Origin of the sequence: Dyella jiangningensis (assembly GCF_003264855.1) — a bacterium.
Lineage (GTDB): Bacteria > Pseudomonadota > Gammaproteobacteria > Xanthomonadales > Rhodanobacteraceae > Dyella > Dyella jiangningensis_C.
In genome coordinates, this window is the sequence record NZ_NFZS01000003.1 from 1 (window position 1) to 17,476 (window position 17,476).

At 62.2% G+C, this 17,476-nt stretch carries 14 protein-coding genes; 4 read left to right on the forward strand and 10 right to left on the reverse strand.

All coding sequences use genetic code 11. The features are described from left to right. On the reverse strand, nucleotides 1-1,858 hold a 1,858-nt coding region (locus CA260_RS11795), incomplete at its 3' end, for a ParB/RepB/Spo0J family partition protein (protein ID WP_111983297.1). A gap of 79 nt (nucleotides 1,859-1,937) precedes the next feature. After that, nucleotides 1,938-2,762, reverse strand: a complete 825-nt coding sequence (locus CA260_RS11800; RefSeq protein ID WP_111983298.1) for a DUF932 domain-containing protein — start codon at nucleotides 2,760-2,762, stop codon at nucleotides 1,938-1,940. Nucleotides 2,763-3,357: 595 nt separating this feature from the next. Here CA260_RS11800 and CA260_RS11805 point away from each other — a divergent pair. After that, nucleotides 3,358-3,780, forward strand: coding sequence for a hypothetical protein (locus CA260_RS11805; RefSeq protein WP_131727002.1), 423 nt, complete (start codon nucleotides 3,358-3,360; stop codon nucleotides 3,778-3,780). Between the two features lie 65 nt (nucleotides 3,781-3,845). On the opposite strand, the gene CA260_RS11810 is transcribed toward CA260_RS11805, so the two are convergent. The 5 genes from CA260_RS11810 to CA260_RS11830 form a co-directional block, all read right to left on the reverse strand. Next, nucleotides 3,846-4,193 (reverse strand): DUF2958 domain-containing protein, encoded by a 348-nt coding sequence (locus CA260_RS11810; protein WP_111983300.1) that lies wholly within the window; start codon nucleotides 4,191-4,193, stop codon nucleotides 3,846-3,848. 314 nt (nucleotides 4,194-4,507) lie between these two features. Continuing rightward, nucleotides 4,508-4,744, reverse strand: coding sequence for a hypothetical protein (locus tag CA260_RS20915; RefSeq protein WP_146745332.1), 237 nt, complete (start codon nucleotides 4,742-4,744; stop codon nucleotides 4,508-4,510). 132 nt (nucleotides 4,745-4,876) lie between these two features. Further along, nucleotides 4,877-5,947, reverse strand: coding sequence for an IS481 family transposase (locus CA260_RS11820; RefSeq protein ID WP_111983301.1), 1,071 nt, complete (start codon nucleotides 5,945-5,947; stop codon nucleotides 4,877-4,879). A gap of 54 nt (nucleotides 5,948-6,001) precedes the next feature. Next, nucleotides 6,002-8,074, reverse strand: coding sequence for a type I restriction enzyme HsdR N-terminal domain-containing protein (locus CA260_RS11825; RefSeq protein WP_111983302.1), 2,073 nt, complete (start codon nucleotides 8,072-8,074; stop codon nucleotides 6,002-6,004). Between the two features lie 12 nt (nucleotides 8,075-8,086). Next, nucleotides 8,087-9,403, reverse strand: coding sequence for a DUF5623 domain-containing protein (locus CA260_RS11830; protein WP_111983303.1), 1,317 nt, complete (start codon nucleotides 9,401-9,403; stop codon nucleotides 8,087-8,089). A 327-nt stretch (nucleotides 9,404-9,730) separates the two neighbouring features. Here CA260_RS11830 and CA260_RS11835 point away from each other — a divergent pair, with 327 nt between their 5' ends. The 3 genes from CA260_RS11835 to CA260_RS11845 all read left to right on the forward strand — a co-directional run bounded on the left by CA260_RS11835 (nucleotide 9,731) and on the right by CA260_RS11845 (nucleotide 12,557). Next, nucleotides 9,731-11,224 carry a hypothetical protein gene (locus CA260_RS11835; protein WP_054470493.1) on the forward strand — a complete coding sequence of 498 codons (1,494 nt, stop codon included), beginning with the start codon at nucleotides 9,731-9,733 and terminating at the stop codon, nucleotides 11,222-11,224. Nucleotides 11,225-11,305: 81 nt separating this feature from the next. Then, nucleotides 11,306-12,124: a hypothetical protein gene (locus tag CA260_RS11840; protein ID WP_054470495.1), complete on the forward strand. Its 819-nt coding sequence runs from the start codon at nucleotides 11,306-11,308 to the stop codon at nucleotides 12,122-12,124. 85 nt (nucleotides 12,125-12,209) lie between these two features. Continuing rightward, nucleotides 12,210-12,557: a helix-turn-helix transcriptional regulator gene (locus CA260_RS11845; protein WP_425479741.1), complete on the forward strand. Its 348-nt coding sequence runs from the start codon at nucleotides 12,210-12,212 to the stop codon at nucleotides 12,555-12,557. A 24-nt stretch (nucleotides 12,558-12,581) separates the two neighbouring features. On the opposite strand, the gene CA260_RS11850 is transcribed toward CA260_RS11845, so the two are convergent. The 3 genes from CA260_RS11850 to guaB form a co-directional block, all read right to left on the reverse strand. After that, nucleotides 12,582-13,838 carry a tyrosine-type recombinase/integrase gene (locus CA260_RS11850; protein ID WP_036039760.1) on the reverse strand — a complete coding sequence of 419 codons (1,257 nt, stop codon included), beginning with the start codon at nucleotides 13,836-13,838 and terminating at the stop codon, nucleotides 12,582-12,584. 310 nt (nucleotides 13,839-14,148) lie between these two features. After that, nucleotides 14,149-15,729, reverse strand: coding sequence for a glutamine-hydrolyzing GMP synthase (gene guaA, locus CA260_RS11855; RefSeq protein ID WP_111983305.1), 1,581 nt, complete (start codon nucleotides 15,727-15,729; stop codon nucleotides 14,149-14,151). A 289-nt stretch (nucleotides 15,730-16,018) separates the two neighbouring features. Then, nucleotides 16,019-17,476: an IMP dehydrogenase gene (guaB, locus tag CA260_RS11860; RefSeq protein WP_111983306.1), complete on the reverse strand. Its 1,458-nt coding sequence runs from the start codon at nucleotides 17,474-17,476 to the stop codon at nucleotides 16,019-16,021.

A 17,476-nucleotide genomic window follows, 5' to 3' on the forward strand; every position in this document is an offset into this window, starting at 1 on the left:
GGCGGGTGACGTGCGCCGGAGCGTACTGGTTCACGGCGTCCAGAATCGCGGGCTTGGCGATGTGGCGGAAATAGCCCTCGGCGGTTGGCTTCCACCATGCGGCCATGTCCAGCCCCACGGCCTGCGCCAGTTCCGCGCCGGGCTGTTGCTGCGTGGCGCGAGGCGTCACCACGTCCACGGTCGACGCGATGCACACGGCCAGCAGACGCACCAGCTCGTCTTGCGACTTCGCCTGCAACGCAGCGAACAGGTCGGCGCTGTCTTGCGGCAAGGCTTCGCCCGCGACTTCCTGCAAGGTGTGCAGCGCCACGGCGGCGGGCGATTCCGGCATCTCCGGGGCGATGCCTTCCAGCCGGTCTTGCACTTTCAGGCTCACGCCGAGCGGCAAGCCGTCGCGGTGGTATCCGTCCTGCAAGACAGTCCGCACCATGCCATGCACCAGCGCGGCCAGCGCGACGTGCGGATGCCGAGCCACTTCGATTTGCAGCGCCGCCGTGCGGTGCGCGCTCAACCGCTGCGCCAGCCGGTCGGACAGGCTTGCGGCCTTGGGCGCTTCGTCGTCGTGGCCTTCCTCGTCGTTCGCGCCATCGCCTGCGCCGAAACCCTGCCGCAGCTTTTCGAGCGTCCGCAGCGCCTTCGCCTCGGCCTCGCGCAACAGGCCGCGATGAATCACGGCCTCGCCTTCGCGGTCGAGCGTGACGATCGCACCGGCCACAGCGCGCACGTCCGGGGTGTAGTCGCGCAAACCATCTTCGATGGCTTGCAGTTCTTCGGCCACGTGCTCGCGGCGCGATTCCAGCGCCTCGGTCTTGTCCTCGCTCTCCGCGTCGTGGGCTTCTTCCAGTTCGGCGTCGATCTTTTCGAGGCGGGTTTGCAGGGACGCGATACGGCGGGCTTCGCGGGCCGTCGGTTCGCGGCGCTGGCGCGGCGCGTTCTGGAACGTCTGGCGGTCGGCGTGGCTCATATGCGGCACGGCTTCCACCCACGCCCAGCGCTCGGCGCGCACGTCCTCAGCCAGCGCGTCCAGCTTGTCGCATACCAGCGTTTCCAACAATGCGGTGTCGGTCAGATAGGTTCCGGCATCGCCTTCCGCGAACAGGTCGCGGCGGATGCCGCCTCCTTCCTGCATGTAGGCGTCCAGACCGACGAAACGCACCAGCGGATGCGTGGCGGTGATTTCGCGCTCGGTCAGGCGATCACGCAACGCGGATGCGCCGCGCTGCCATTCGGGCGCACCATAGTACGCGGCTTCCTGTGCGGCGTGATCGTCGGTGATGGTCAAGGCCATCAACTGTTCCAGCGTGGCGACTCCGGCGCGGTAGTCGGTCAGCAGGCGCGGCGAGACGTTCGCCAGCTTCAAGCGGCGCTGCACCACCAGCGGGGACACGCCGAAATCGGCGGCAATGTCTTCGATGGGTCGGCCTTCCTTGACCAGCGCGGCGAAGGCCGCGAACTGGTCGGCGGGGTGCATGGCCTCGCGCTGCACATTCTCGGCAAGGCTGACGGTACGCGCCGACGCATCGGCCACCAGCAGGCACGGCACCTCAACGTCGGCGGCGATGCGCTTTTTCTTCGCCAACAGCTTCAATGCGGTCAGGCGGCGGTCGCCTGCGACGACTTCGTATTGCTCGGCATCGTCGGCAAGAATGACGATAAGGTTTTGCAGCAGGCCGACACGGGCAATGCTCGCGGCCAGTTCGGGGATGGACTGGCGCGGGGTCGTGCGGACGTTGCGCTTGGAACGGCGCGGCAACAACTGCGACAACGGAACCAGAATCAGGTTCTTGGTCGGGTCAGCCACTTCCAGCGGCGCGACAGTTTCGAGGGCGATGGCTTCGGTTTTGGTAACGGCGTTCATGGTGACAACTCCTTGCGGTTAGGGATGCAGCAGCGAGAGAAGCGGCAAGAGCTGCTGCCTGCCCCTGCCGCGTGGGGATTCAGGCTTTGAGTTGGCGCAGGCCATCGGCCAGCAGCCACAAGGCACGATTCAGGCGGATGCCGTTGTCGATGCCCTGCACCGGGCGCGTGGTCTGGCGGCGACCATTCGCAGCGCGGGCGGACAGGCCGCCTTTGATGAGGTTTTCCTGCGTGCGGTTGAACACGCTCCACAGGTCGCGGCGGCTGTCTTCGTGACGGCGCGGCATCAGGACTTGCGATTCAGTGATAGGCGCGGGCGTGGCCTCGTCGTACTTCAACGCCAGCGCAGCGCGGGCGAACACTTCCGCCTCGCCACTGTCGAGCGTGATGGCCTGCATGGCATCGCGGGATTCCTGCGCCCGGTCGAAACCGTGCAGGACTTCGTAAGCGCCTTCGATGACGTGAGCGGCTACGTCGCCCTTGTGGGGAACGCGCACGTCCGCCACGGTGTCGCCGCAAACAAGGCCGTTCTGGCAGACGAAGCGGAACATGCCGGCCAGCATTTGATAGCTGCTCGTCCCGTCATGGGAGTTCAGCAGGATGATTTCGTTGGCTTCCCGTCCATTGATCTGGCTGGCGTGGCGCAGCCGGATCATGTGCTTGGTGTAGTCGCGGCGGTCGTCCTGCCGCACGCGGGTCTGGCACACCATGAAAGGCTCGAAGCCTTCGCCGCGCAATTCTTGCAGCACCGTGGCGGTGGGGATGTAGCTGTACCGCTCGGAACGGCTTTCGTGCGGCGCGTCCGCGAAGATGGAAGGCGCTATGGCGCGAATCTGGTCAACCGACAACGGATAGTCCGAACGCAGCACCGGCGAACGGGAAGCGAAACGGGAAGCGAGTTGCATGGCATTTCTCCTGACAAAGAAAGGGTTTGCTGTTCACCGCAACCGGATTTCAAGATTCGGAGCCCAGCCTTTCGGCTGTTCGGTGCGGTCGGCTCGAAGAACCCGGTTGGCCTCGTTGCCACCGTCTTTCCTGAGTTCATCGCCCGCGACGGTCAGGAGCGCGCGGACGGGGGCCGTCAAGGAGAAAGCGCAGGGTTGGTGCGGCCCGCAGGCGCAGCCGAGGACACGGCCCTGCGCGCCTTGACGGCACACGGACGCGGGCTACAGTCGCGGACAAGGTGATGAAGTCAGGGGAGACGGCTGGACAGGCAACGGCCACTTCAACGCGCAGACAGCACGCAAGCGAAGCGCGCAGGCCCGGATCAGGGAATCCGGGCCGTAGGCGTCAGCGATGGAAGCCCGCAGGAGGCGAAACTCGCATGGCGAGGTTCGATGCGAAGCACGACAGCGCGGCCCAGTTTTACTGGGAGACGCTAAAATCTCAGCGTTTGCATCCAGCAGCTTGATCCTTACTTGACCAAGGTGCGATAGAAGCACACGCCCCCTTAATAGGCCTGCATAACGCAGTCAATCGCTGATTACTTTAGACGCCCACATGAATGCAAATGGATTGGAAAACGAGATAGCAGCATCCATTGAAGGTTTGCTCCTTCCCTACCTTGAGAAGTTCCACACGCACCGTATTGACGTATCCCGCGGCGAGGTTGAAGTCAGGGGGCAAGTAGATGATAAGGAAACGTCCAGAACTCGCGTCCTAAAAGTCGTGATTAACCATGACAACAAACAAATTTGCATTCCAAACATATTTATGCCGGAATTTATGAGGCAGTTCGGCCTTGGGAAGCAGATCATCGCAATGATTCTTGATATTGCAGAATCTCATGGATACCACCTGCTCATCGTTGACCTTGTGCCGAGTTTCTACAACAGGCTAGTCAAGCGAGGGGCGGTGGTTATCGAAGACGGAGATATTGTTTTAATCACGAGAGAGACTGATCTTTCTCATAAGTTTGCTTAGCACTCGCTTCGGTAAAAATGCAGCAAGCAAGCGCGCCGTCTGTAAGGACGGCGCGCTTGCTTTTGCTACACGACGATCTGCCCAGCCCGCCGAGCATCACGCGCATAGACACTCAGGCGTTTCTCCGCGCGAAAGTGCAAATCGCGCTCGACTGGCAGACAGAGCCGACCTCGCACGGTCGCCAGCTCCCGCAAGCTGACCCAGCCGAGCTCGGGCATTCCCAAGCCCAGGTCGCACAAGCCGAAAGCGTGGTCGTGATCGTCCGGGTCGATTTCGGTCAGCAGCCAGGTCGCGCCGGCATCCGGCGTGAACAGCTTGACCACGGGTGTCGGATCAAAGTCCGGGTTCTGGAGGGATTCGCGGCCGCTGGCCAGCAGCAGGAAGCGTTGTTCGTCGGTAATGAGTGCGCTCATGGCGTTCTCCGGTTGCACGGGCGGAATTGCCCGGAACCGTCGCCATCACGGCGCAGCGCAGCCGTCAGGGGCGAAGCCGGCCGCCAGGACGCCAGCCGCAGTCCTTGACGGCGAGAACGCCGTGGTACGGTGAAGGGAACAGCAAGACCACCCCACTGCCCTGCCTCTTGGCCAACGGAGCGCGCCGGCCTGCGAGGGCCGAAGGCGTCAGGGATCAAAGCCGAATGGCCGCGACTCGACACGAGGCACGAGGCACAGCCCGCGAGCCCGACAGCGGGACGCCGGGACGTGCAGCGGCATCGGCATGCATGCAGTCAATGCGAGCCGATGTCCTCACTACCGGCTGATGCTCGAAGGGCAGCGGTAAGCGTGGGGAGCACGCGCTCCTTGAGCGCCAAGTCAGCCCAATCGGAAAGATCGGGGATGTTGCGCAGTTGTACCGTGCGCAGCGCAATAGTCAAACGATGAAGAAGTGGCAGAGACCCAGTTTCGATCGCGGCATCCACCCACTCGTCTGCATGTATCCACGGACGCGAAAATAGATCGGCCATCGCTTGCGTCGCTGCCTCGATGGGGCCTTGATCGTGGCAAAGGACGCGACCGCGATCGCCGAGGTCGTGTTCAAGATGGCCCAGCCCCTCTTCATTTGTCCTAACCAAGACTTGATCTGACGGACAGGCCGATTATGCATTCGGTACGACGGAGTCGGATATCGGCATGATCCGATCCAGTTGTTTGTCACGCGCCAGCGACGCGCTTTCCACCAACGTTTGCATCGGCGTCTTGCCATAACAATACTTTCCCGAGTGCGTTCGCTCGGTGTTGTAGCTAGCAATCCATACGTCCACATCCGCCTGCAGTTCGTCCAGGGAATGGTAGAGCTTGCGCCGAAACGCGCTCGCATAGAACTCGTTCTGGATGGTTTGATGGAAACGTTCGCATATGCCGTTGGTCTGCGGGCTCTTGGTCTTGGTGCGGGTGTGGTCGATCGCCTCAATGTCCAGATACAGCTGGTACTCGTGGGTTTCGCGATTGCCGCAGTACTCGCTGCCTCGGTCGGTCAGAATCCGCAGCAATGGAACCTCGTGCTCCTCGAAGAACGGCAGCACGCGATCATTGAGCATGTCCGCCGCGGTAATGGCATGCTTGCGATCGTATAGCTTGACCAGCGCCACCTTGCTGTAGGTATCGATGAAGGTCTGCTGATAGATGCGGCCCACGCCCTTTATGTTGCCCACGTAGTAGGTGTCCTGCGCGCCCAGGTAGCCAGGATGTTCGGTTTCGATCTCACCGTGCGCGGCCTTCTCCTCCTTGGCCTTTTCCAGTGCACGCAGCTGATCTTCCGTGAGGATCAAGCCTTCTTGCGCCACCTTCGCCGACAACGCCTTCAGCCGCTGCTGAAAGGTTTGCAGATCGTGGCGCAACCAGATCGTGCGCACCCCGGCCGGCGAAACCGATAGGCCACGCTTGCGCAACTCATTGGCTACGCGCACTTGGCCATAGGCCGGTTGCTCCACCGCAAACGACACTACCGCTTCCTCGATCTGCGGATCGGCCCGGTTCTTCAGATTCGGCTTCTTGCGTGATATCTCCGCCAGCGCCGTCTCGCCACCGGTCTCGTACAGTTCCTTGAATCGATAAAAGCTATCGCGGCTGAAGCCTAGTACCTTGCACGCTTCCGATACGCTGCCTAGCGTCTGCGCCAACTTCAACAAGCCAAGCTTGTTGCGAATGATCTTCTGTTCTTGGGTCATCTGACATTTCCTCTGCTCTCAGCGTTAGGATAGTGTCAGATCAAGTCATAGCTTTTACACTTCATTTGCACGCAGCAAAGGGAAAGGACACTGACCAATGTTCAACAATATCCAGGCGTCCATGCGCTGGTTGTCGTCGCCAACCTTCGCTGTGGGAAGCCTGGCAAGTTGTCCAAGGATCATCCAAGCGCTCGTGTTGCCATACGTTTGCGGACGCTCCGCTCCAAGATCCACGCCTTCGCCAGTGACATCCCCGTGGCGATTGGACAGCCAAGCCTTTTCGCCTTCGATCTTCAGATGAATCAACCGACCGTCTGGTGCAGCCATCGCAACCAGCGCGTTTCCGATTGGCTCCTCTGTGGGCTCGATGGCGAGAAGGCCATCGATGATTCCAGAACTGAATCCGCCTACTCTCTCCGCCATGCTGCGAATCGCCTGCGCACCGATCACATCCCCGAGATAGATAGCGGCCAAGCGATGGCCAAGCCAAGTGCCGGCTTCCTGCGGGTCTACTGCGGCACGGCGCGCGAGTTCGTCACCTGCGGCATCGGCAAGCTCCGAAATGAATGCAGCAGGAATAGTCGGCACGACAATGTCTTCGCCGCCTGCGTGACGGTAGGTGCGCACGGCACCCGTCGATTTAAGTTCGGCTACCGCAAGGCGGGCTTCGTCGGAAAGCGCGTCTTGCCGCACAACGAACCCATTCGCTGCTGCCAAGGCTAGTTCGGCAGAACGAGCGCCTTCATCGTCAAGGGTGCAACGCGCAAGCACCCGATAGCCGCGAAGCAGGTCCGCCTGATTGGCGTAGTTCTGGCGCGCCGCATCCACAAGTTCCAAGCCAAGTGCCGGCGGAAGAAGCAACACGCTGTTTGGGTCCTGGTGCCGTGAGTTACGGGCGGCGGCGTCGTAAATCGTGCGAAGCACCCATGGCGCACGGTAGTCCTCTGCGTACTCCGCGCCCTGCTGAAAGTGAACCTTGTTATTGGCGAGAGTCTGCTGTGCTTTCCTAAACTCCTCCAGCCCCAGGGGACCGATCTCGATAATCTGTGCCCTGGCTCCCACTGCTGTCTGCGTGCGACCGTTTGAACCTTTGACCAACCGTTCTGCGCGATCGGTGGTCAAGATGACATTGAGCTTATTGCCAGGTCGCAGGCTCGCCAGTTCCTCTAAGTCGGCGGCCATTGGCGTGCCCGGTTCTATGTCGTCGATGGCGAGCAAAAGTGCCGGCCCCGCTAGCCCGGTAGACATCCGCCGCAGCCATTGGCGGGCGTCGTTCGCGGTAAGATTCCATTCAAGCTCGATGGCGAACAAGTTGGCCATCGATTGAAAAAGTCCCGCCCCTGAGCCTCGCAACATTAGGACGGCCAAGTCTTCACTGTCCTGAGTGCGCAAAGCAAGTTCGCGCAGACAACTGCTCTTGCCGCTCTGTGCCGCGCCTTCCACGATCGTGTACGTCGTCCCAGCTTGCGCTGATTTAATGGCGGCCAAGGTACTGAGACGAGGAAACAGCAGAGGCTCCGCGAAGGCGCGATCAGACTGGCCGGGTGGGTCAGTCATCTCCGCCAGGAGCCTTGCCGTTGCAGATCGCACGATGGGAACCCAGACTCCGGTTTCCCTCCCCATCAACGCTTCGGTCGCCCACCGCATATCCGCCGCCGCCAGCTTGGCGGCATTGGCAAGCAGACGGGCTACCGCCTTCGCGGCATCTTGTTCGTCGGACCAAAGTTGTCCTGTGTCGGCGTCGTAGATGCGGGTATCGCGCCCGTTCGTGACAAGAACAAGAGGAGGTCGTGGCGTCAACTGGTTCGCGTAGCTTTGCGCTTGCTCATAGTCGGCATGAGTAAGCTCTAGATCCTCGCGCTTAAGTTCCACTACGGCGAGCGGCCGTTCACCATGAAAGATGATTACATCTGCTCGTCCGCTTTTCTTCCACTGGGCAGCGCTGTCGAACTCATGCGTCTCGTGACCGAGGCGCACGGTGAAACGGCGTTGTTCGACCAGTTGTTCGCGGGGAATATTGGGGAAGGCAGCGGACAGTGCCGCTGCCAACCGGCTTTCCAACTCGGCCTCGGGACGAACGGGAGACGCGGGCGTCTGCGGCTGTTGGTCTTGTTTTGTGCGAGACATTGCGACGAGTCCTCAATTCCAGCCATGCAACGACTTGACTGCGGCATCCAGCTTCTTCAGCAGTGACCGCAGCGGCGGGCAGTCGGGATAGTGCTCACCTAGGAGCTTCTTCGCATGCGCCAAACTCCGCACATGGCGCACACGGTCGGCTTCGGCAAGCGCGCGCGAAAACGTCGAGCCTGACTCGTGGTAATACAAATCGAAGAACTGCTCATTCGGCAGTTCGGCCTGGTTGTACTCGCGCTGCGTCCACTCGTCGAGTTCACTGCGAACCGCATTGACGCGGTTGTAGACACCCTTGCGATGGTAGGTGTCCTTGAGCACCGACTTCAGCAGGCGGCCGACATGCGCGTGCGCCTCAATCGGCATCCTGCCCTTCGGGCGGCGCTGCGGACCAACGAAGGTCTGGACATAGCCAACCGAATTGCGCTGGCCATTTTGCTTACGCAGCGTCTTCGGCTTGTCCCCCGCAGCAGCAGCCTTGGCGATGGCACCCGGGCTCACGAAGAACGGTGTCATTGGTGCGGATTCTCCGTCCCATGCAGCTTCGACAATGGGTGAAGGCAGCTTGTCCAGCGCCGCCGCGAGAGATTCCAGCGGGATGCCCTTCGTCTCGTCCGCGATCAGGTAGAGACGAGAACCGGCATCGGGCGCATACATGCCCGCCCATTCAGGCTTGACGATGACGAAGCCATGTTCCTTCGCCCAGGTCCCACGCTCCTGCCCCTTGCCTTCAACGGCCTTCTCATAGGGCTCGTCCGCAAAGAGATAGCGCTTCGTCTGACGGTCATACCAGATGCTGTAGTGGTCGCGGCCAGGAACCGCATTGCTCGACCGCCCACTAGGGAAGGCGCGGCTGTGGCTCTTGGACGGACGCAGCTTCGTCGCATCCATGAAATGCAGTGCGCGTGCGGCTGCACAGACCGCACGCCTAGCTGCCGACTGTGAACTTTGCAGGTGCTCGCGCGCCAGATGGTCAGGCCCCTCGGCACGGAAGTCCGCCAGTGCGCGATGGTTCCGCAACTGGAGCGCCGTGATGAGATCACCCCACGGGACGGACAGCCAGATGCTCAGTGTTTCGCGTCCGGTCCCGCCGCCATCGCGGTCCTTCCAGTAGGAAGTCAGGAAGACGCGGTGACCGGGGCAAGAACGCTCCGTCTTAGGGGCGGCGCGCAGCACATTGCCCGCATGACGGAAGTTCTGAAATCCCGCGGCCTGCGCGGCGGCATCCAAGGCTTGCGTATGCTGGATACCCCGCTCGACCTTGAGCGATTTGGCGAGGCGTTTGATGCCGTCCATCGTGGACGGACGAATGGCTTCACTCGACATGACAAGTTCTCCCGGTTCATGGCGAAACGTCACCCGTCTGCCGCTTCTCGAACCTGAACATGGCATGCACAGGAAGAGAGGGAGTTTGCCGGCAGTGCTGTCAACAGCTTTGCTATGACGGGTGGCAGGCTCCTGCCCGAAGCCTTGCCGACAGTATCTCACAAGCCGGAATAGCGTGCTATCCTACCCAATGGTTGCCGTCACCTGCCGCACGCGCCCCTTGGGGTACGACGAAGACGGAGCATTCCAGTGCCCTACCCAATCCATGTTTGATCCCTTGGGCGGCCCGCAAAGCGTGCACCGGCTCGACGCCCGACGGAGATCAATATGGACACCCAGCAGCTCAAGGTGTTCGCGGAGCGCTTGCGCGCGTACCTCGAACGCCACAAACTCACCCTCAAGCACGGCCAGGCACTCGACCTGATCGCAGCCATTCCAGGCTTGCGTAACTGGCCAGAAGTCGGTGCGTTCCCCGCTCGCGTATCTGCTGCACAGTGGGACAGCATCTCGGCCGATCGGCTTGCCAAGCGCATTGCGAAACAGCATGGCCTGATTCTGCCGGTTGACGAAATGCTCCAAACACTGGAGCCATCGGCCATCAGCGTTCTGAAGGTCTGGCCCGACGGCCCCGTGCCGGGCGTGTACGTGACGACCTCGCAAAAAGCCATCGACGCGGCCATCGCCAGATACGAGGCCGCCACCGACGGCGCACTGCTCTACGCGGAGGACGCCGGCCGTTCTTCGGACGCGGCCATCGACTTGGGCGAACACGGCCTGTTCTCCCGCGGCATGGACCGACTGCCCAGCGGTACGCTGGTCGTGGTCGGCCCCGTGCCGTTGACGCAGGAATCGTGGAGCGACAACAAGGACCGGCTGAATACGGCCGCCAATCTCGCCTATTCGTCCTCGCTGCGCGTCGTAGTGTTGGCGGAGACGCCGCTGCCCGAGAATCTGCACAGCGACATCGACCTGCTACTGCGGCCCGACGATGAAGGTCTCGACAGCGATCCCGTTGACGTGCTCGGGATCGTTACTGAGTCCGGCGATCTGCAAGTGGTACAGCCGTTTGTGCAGCGTCGAGCAGCGCCGTCGGCCGCGCAGCACTTCACGACCAACCAGCGTCTGCCGCAGGCACTCGAAGATGCACTGAGGCTGGCGGTGGCAAAGCGTCCCTACGGGATCATTGTGCTGGGCATCACGCCAGGCGACACGCAGCGCAAAGCGTTGCTGGAGGCTGTGCTGCCCCTGACCGAGCACGCTGGGCCAGCCGTTCGCATCCAACCGACGTTTCGCCCTGGCTACGGAAAAGACGATCCTCCGTTGTCACCGCATTTCGAGGGGCTTCCGGTCTTCCCTTCCATCGAAAGCGCCTATGCGCATGGCTACCGTCGCATGGTGATCGAGTCCTCCCATCACGGCGCCGGTGACGCAATCGCTCGGCATGCGCATGAGGTGTGCTTCTTGATTCGTTCCTTCTCGACCGAAGTTGCCGGTGCCTGGATGAGCAGCCTGCCTTCTCAGATCGACAAGCCCAATGCACTTGATGTCGTCACGGCTGTCCTGTGCGCCGCCGACGTGCCTGCCAAATCAGGGACTGTGACGATCTGCGACGCCTTTGTCGGCGGGGCGTCACCAGCCCCCACGGGTGACGACACCGACAGGCTGGCGGAACACATGGAGGCACATCGCACCGTGCGGTGGCAGGAGCAGTTGGACGCATTGTTGGCCACCCGCACAGTGACACCTGCACAAGCCAAGAAGGCCCTGCGTCGCCACAACGTAGACGACTACCTAGCCTCACGCAAAGCGGTGCAGGTGTAGAGCGCGGCTGCATAACAAGGAGCCGGCAGCGGTGATGCACGCCGTTGCCGGCTCTACAACAACGAAAGGACGTAGGCAGCAATGAAAGCTCATCCATTTACTCGCCCGACCGTCATCGCCGCGGTGGAGTTCCTCGCGGAAATGTTGACGCAGGCGAAGTTCGATCAGCTCGTCGTGCGGTTAGGGCTGGACGACGAAATTCCGCAGGGGCCGGCAAAGAGCGTGACTGCGAAAAGCGCCGTACTGGCGCGCCTCGTCAACCAGCGCGCAACGCAGATCGTCAGCACCTTGGACGGACCTGTGACACTGGCTGAAGCTTCGGTACGCGAAGCCGTTAGAGTGGCCGTGCCGCAGTATGCGAAGGCCGAGCAGGAACGTCTTCTGCGAGGGCTGGCGCTCGACGGCTACGTTGTCTCCTGGGATGAGGATGCACGAACGCCATTGCTGCGCGCGGCGCTGCCAGGGGAAGTGGATCTTCCTACGGCCGATGATGAGGTTCACCAACTGTTGAAGCAGTTCGGGTTCACTGTGCCATTGGGGCATCTCGACCAGGCCATCGACGCGCACGCGCGCGGCGACTGGGCAGCGGCGAACAGCCAGATTCGCACGTTCCTTGAAGGCTTGCTAAGCGACATCGCCTTGCGCATTGATCCGCAGAAGGCCGCCGCGCTAGCTTCCAGCGAAAACCGGCGCGCTTGGCTGGCGGAGCGCGGATTTCTGTCGGTCAACAGGAACGAGTGGACCAGCGACGGGAAGAATTATTTGAATGGACTGTTCAAGATGCTCCACACCGACGGGTCGCATCCCGGCCTCTCGGATGAAGATCACAGCACGTTCCGGCTGCACCTTGGACTTATCACTGGCCGCACCCTTCTTCGTCGCCTGAGCAACGGTCGTTGAGTGCGCTGCACTACGCCGCAACGAGTTGTCCCGATAGGTGTTGAAATTCACCATGTCTCCATGCAGCGTACTCATGGAGTCCGACGTGGAACAGCTATCGCAAACATCTAACGCGCTCCCCTTGCCAGGGACGGAAGCCTACGAGGAGCTGCCGCAATTCCCGAAACGCAGCCCCCTTCCCTTCCGGCGCACCATCCGCCGCCAGGAACTGCGGCTGATTGTTCCGCTGGCTGAAACTACGATCTACGAAATGGAGCGCCGCGGGGAGTTCCCGCGCCGCTTCAACCTCACGCCGCGCTGCGTCGTGTGGGATTTGGCCGAAGTGGAAGGCTGGATCGAGCAGCGCAAGCAAGCACCTCGCGGCCACGTCTCGAAGCCCGATGTCCACCAACGAAAAACCCGCCCTGTTCGGGCGGGTTCGAGTGAGGAATGAAGCCGCACAACGGCTCTCATCCGATCAGGCCATCGCGCTCAACGCCGGCACGACGACGTTCTTCGGCAACAACGTTGGCACGTAGCTCTGCCCGCCGCCCCAGGCATCGACTAGGTTGGCCCACTCTTGCAGCATGTGACGCCGCTGCTCGGCGTACTCAGCCTTGTTGTAGACCGAGCGCGAGGAACGGCCGTCCTCGTGCGCTAGGCACTTCTCGATCCAGTCGCGGTTGAAGCCGATTTCGTTCAACAGCGTCGAGCCGGTACGGCGTAGGTCGTGGACGGTGAACGGTTGCAGCGGCAGGCCCTTGGTCTTTGCCGCCTCCGCGATGAGCTGCGTGACCCGATTCAAGGTCGCATTGGACATGAACCGCTCGGCGTCGTAACGAGAAGGGAAAACGAACCTTGAGCCTGCTGCGCAGGCGTGCAGCGTCACGAAGATGTCGAGCGCTTGGCGCGACAGATAGACCACGTGCGGGTTGCGCCCCTTCATTCGCTGCTTCGGGATCGTCCAGGTTTTGCTCTCGAAATCGACCTCATCCCAAGTGGCCTGGATGAGTTCGCTCTTGCGTACCAGTGTCAGCAAGATCAAGCGCAGCGCGAGCTTGATGGTCGGATAGGTCGCCACCGATTCCATCTGCTGCACGAACAGCCGGATCTCCAGCGGCGACAAGGCGCGGTCCTTCGGCACGAAGGTAGCGATCGAGGCCGCGCCCACGCTATCGGCTGGGTTGTCCACCTTCTCGCCGTGGGCGATGGCATAGACGTAAACCTGCTTCACGATGTCCCGAATCTGGACAGCCGTGGCCGGCGCCCCCCGCTCCTTGACCTTGTTGCACAAGGCCCGCAGGTCTTCGGCCTGGATTTCGGTGAGCAGGCGGTTCTGGAAGACCGGCAGGATGTCCCGGTCGATGATGTGCTTGCGCATGGCGCGGGTGCTGTCGGCCAACCGTGCATTGGCCAGCCAGGTGTCCATCGCCGTGCCGAAGGTCTTGATGGCGACCACCCGGCGTTTCTCGCGCTGCTTTTCGAGCGCAGGCGAGGTGCCCTTGAGCACGGCTTTGCGCGCATCCAGGAGCAGTTCGCGCGCCATCGCAAGTGAGATGCCCCCAGGGCCGTAGCGCCCGAGGGTCAGCGTCTCACGGCGTCCGTTGAGGCGGTAGTCGTAGCGGAAGGTGACAGTACCGCTGGGCGATACCGTCACGTACATCCCGTCCCGGTCAGAAGCCTTATAAATCTTGGACTTAGGCTTCAGATTTCGTAGTGCGGCGTCAGTAAGCATCGAGGTTTCCTCCGGCTTGTGACGGCTTTACCGTCAGGTTTTACCGTCAAGGACCTGGAGACCTGTTGATGCCCGGAAAGCCGCATAAAACAAGCTTTCCCGAGAAGGCTTTTACCGTCAAAGACGGTAAAAGTCTGAATAGTGAGCGAGAATGTCTTAATCCAGCCTCGATTTTTACCGTCAGCTCTACCGCCAACTTTTTCTGCTGGCCGGCGATAGTCACCGATAGCTGACGCGACGTATTTACTTATATATCAACACGTTACGTCAATTTTTCGATAGCTGGCGATAGTCCTCGAAGGACCTGATTTCACTCCCACTCGATGGTCGCGGGCGGCTTGCCGCTTATGTCATAAACGACACGAGAAACACCGCGCAATTCATTGATAATCCGATTGGAAACCTTGCCTAGGAAGTCGTACGGCAGGTGCGCCCAATGCGCGGTCATGAAGTCGATGGTTTCCACCGCACGCAGCGCGATCACCCACTCATAGGCACGCGCGTCGCCCACCACACCCACCGACTTCACCGGCAGGAACACCGCAAAGGCCTGGCTGGTCTTGTCGTAAAGGTCCCAGGCGCGCAGCTCTTCGATGAAGATGGCGTCGGCGCGGGCCAGCAGCTCGGCGTACTCCGGCTTCACCTCGCCCAGGATGCGCACGCCCAGGCCGGGGCCGGGGAACGGATGGCGGTAGACCATGGCGCGCGGCAGGCCGAGCTCCACGCCGATGCGGCGCACCTCGTCCTTGAACAGGTCGCGCAGCGGCTCGAGCAGCTTCAGCTTCATGCGCTCCGGCAGGCCGCCCACGTTGTGATGGCTCTTGATGACGTGGGCCTTGCCGGTCTTGCTGCCGGCCGACTCGATCACGTCGGGATAGATGGTGCCCTGCGCCAGCCACTTCACCTGGCCATGGCCGGCGTTGGTGACCTTGGCCGATTCCTCGTCGAAGATCTCCACGAACAGGCGGCCGATGATCTTGCGCTTGGCTTCCGGGTCCGCCACGCCTTCCAGCGCGCTGAAGTAGCGCTCGGCGGCGTTCACGCGAATCACCTTCACGCCCATGTGCTCGGCCATGGTGGCCATCACTTGGTCGCCCTCCTGCCAGCGCAGGAGGCCCGTGTCGACGAACACGCAGGTCAGCTGGTCACCGATGGCCCGATGCAGCAGCGCGGCCACCACGGAGGAATCCACGCCGCCGGAGAGGCCCAGCAGCACGTGGTCGCTGCCCACCTGCTCGCGCACGCGGGAAATCTGGTCCTCGATGATGTGTGCGGCGGTCCACAGCGTCTGGCAGCCGCAGATCTCGGTGACGAAACGCTTGAGCAGGTTGGTGCCCTGCTTGGTATGGGTGACTTCCGGATGGAACTGCACGCCGTACCAGCGCTTGTCCTCGTTCTCCATCACCGCGACCGGGATGCGGTCGGTGGAACCGGTGATCACGAAGCCCGGCGGTGCCTTGGACACGTGGTCGCCATGGCTCATCCAGACGTCCAGGCGGTGCATGCTGTCGTGATCGCTGAGGTCCGCGAACAGGCGGCTCTTGGCCACGATGTCCACTTCCGCGTGGCCGAACTCACGCGCGTCGGCCGCCTCGGTGGCGCCGCCCAGCTGCGCGGCCAGGGTCTGCATGCCGTAGCAGATGCCGAGGATCGGCAGGCCTGCATCGAACACTTCCTGCGGCGCCGCGGGTGCGCCGGGCAGCGTGGTCGACTCCGGGCCGCCGGACAGGATGATGCCCTTGGCGCCGTACGCGGCGATCTCGGCCGGGTCGTGATCCCACGCCCAGATCTCGCAGTACACGCCGATCTCGCGCACGCGGCGGGCGATCAGCTGGGTGTACTGCGCGCCGAAATCGAGGATGAGGATTTTGTCGCTATGGATATCGGTCATGGCAGCGCGTTTCAAGAGTCGGAAAAGACAAAGGTCGGGACGCTTCTGCGACCCGACCTGCGAATGACTTCACTGACGTCATCCCGGCGAAAGCCGGACAAGCGCGAAGCGCGCAGAACGCCTAAAGGGCGGCCCCGGAGGGGCGAGCTTCGCGAGTCATCCAGTGCCTTTATGCACGAAATCAAAGACGCTGAATTCCAGCTTCCGCTGGAATGACGACTCTGTAAGGTCATCCCAGTGTGTAACGTGAGACGGCGCCTGCGATGAAGTCGCTGCGCCATCCCTTGCCTCACGAATTCAGCCGATAGTTCGGCGCTTCCTTCGTGATCTGGATGTCGTGCGGATGTGCTTCCGTGACGCCGGCGCTGGTCACCTTCACGAACTGCGCCTTCTGGCGCACGTCCTCGACGGTGGCCGCACCCAGGTAGCCCATCGAGGCGCGCAGGCCGCCGATCAGCTGGTGGATGATGTTGCGCAGCGGACCACGGTACGGTACGCGACCTTCGATGCCTTCCGGCACCAGCTTGTCGGCGTCGGCCTCGTCCTGGAAGTAGCGGTCCTTGGAACCCAGCGCCATCGCGCCCAGCGAACCCATGCCGCGGTAGCTCTTGTAGGAGCGGCCCTGGAACAGCTCGACCTCGCCCGGCGACTCTTCGGTGCCGGCGAACATCGAACCCAGCATCACGGTGGACGCACCGGCGGCGAGCGCCTTGGGGATGTCGCCCGAATAGCGGATGCCGCCATCGGCGATCAGCGGGATTTCGTCCTTCAGCGCGGTGGCAACCAGGTCGATCGCGGTGATCTGCGGCACGCCCACGCCAGCGACGACGCGCGTGGTGCAGATCGAGCCCGGGCCCACGCCCACCTTCACCGCATCGACGCCCGCATGGAGCAGCGCACGCGCCGCTTCGCCGGTGACGATGTTGCCTGCGATGACTTCTACGTGCGGATACTTCTTCTTCACCCAGCCAGCGCGCTCGATGACGCCCTGCGAGTGACCGTGCGCGGTATCGACCACGATCACGTCGACGCCGGCATCGACCAGCGCTTCCACGCGCTGCTCGGTGTCACCGCCCACACCGACCGCGGCGCCGACGACCAGGCGCTCAAGGCGATCCTTGGCGGCGTTCGGGTTGTCGCGGGCTTTCTGGATGTCCTTGACGGTGATCAGGCCGCGCAGCTGGTAATCGTCGTTGACGACCAGCACCTTCTCGATACGGTGCTTGTGCAGCAGCTGCAGCACTTCGTCCTGGTCGGCGCCTTCGCGCACGGTCACGAGCTTGTCCTGGCGCGTCATGATGTTGCGCACCGGATCGTCATGCTTGCGCTCGAAGCGCAGGTCGCGGCTGGTGACGATGCCGACCAGCTTCTCGCCCTCCACCACCGGCACGCCGGAGATGTTGGCGGCGCGGGTGAGCTGCAGCACTTCGCGGATCGAAGTGTTCGGACCGACGGTGATCGGGCTGCGGATGACGCCGGCCTCGAACTTCTTTACCAGGCGCACTTCAGCGGCCTGCTGCTCGGCGGTCATGTTCTTGTGGATGATGCCGATGCCACCCTGCTGGGCCATGGTGATGGCGAGGCGTGCTTCGGTCACGGTGTCCATCGCGGCGGACACGATCGGAATGTTCAGGCGCAGGTTTCGGGTGAGCCGCGTGGAGGTATCTACGTCACGTGGCAGGACGGCCGAATGAGCCGGAACGAGATAAACGTCGTCGTAGGTGAGAGCCTCGGCGAGGATGCGCAT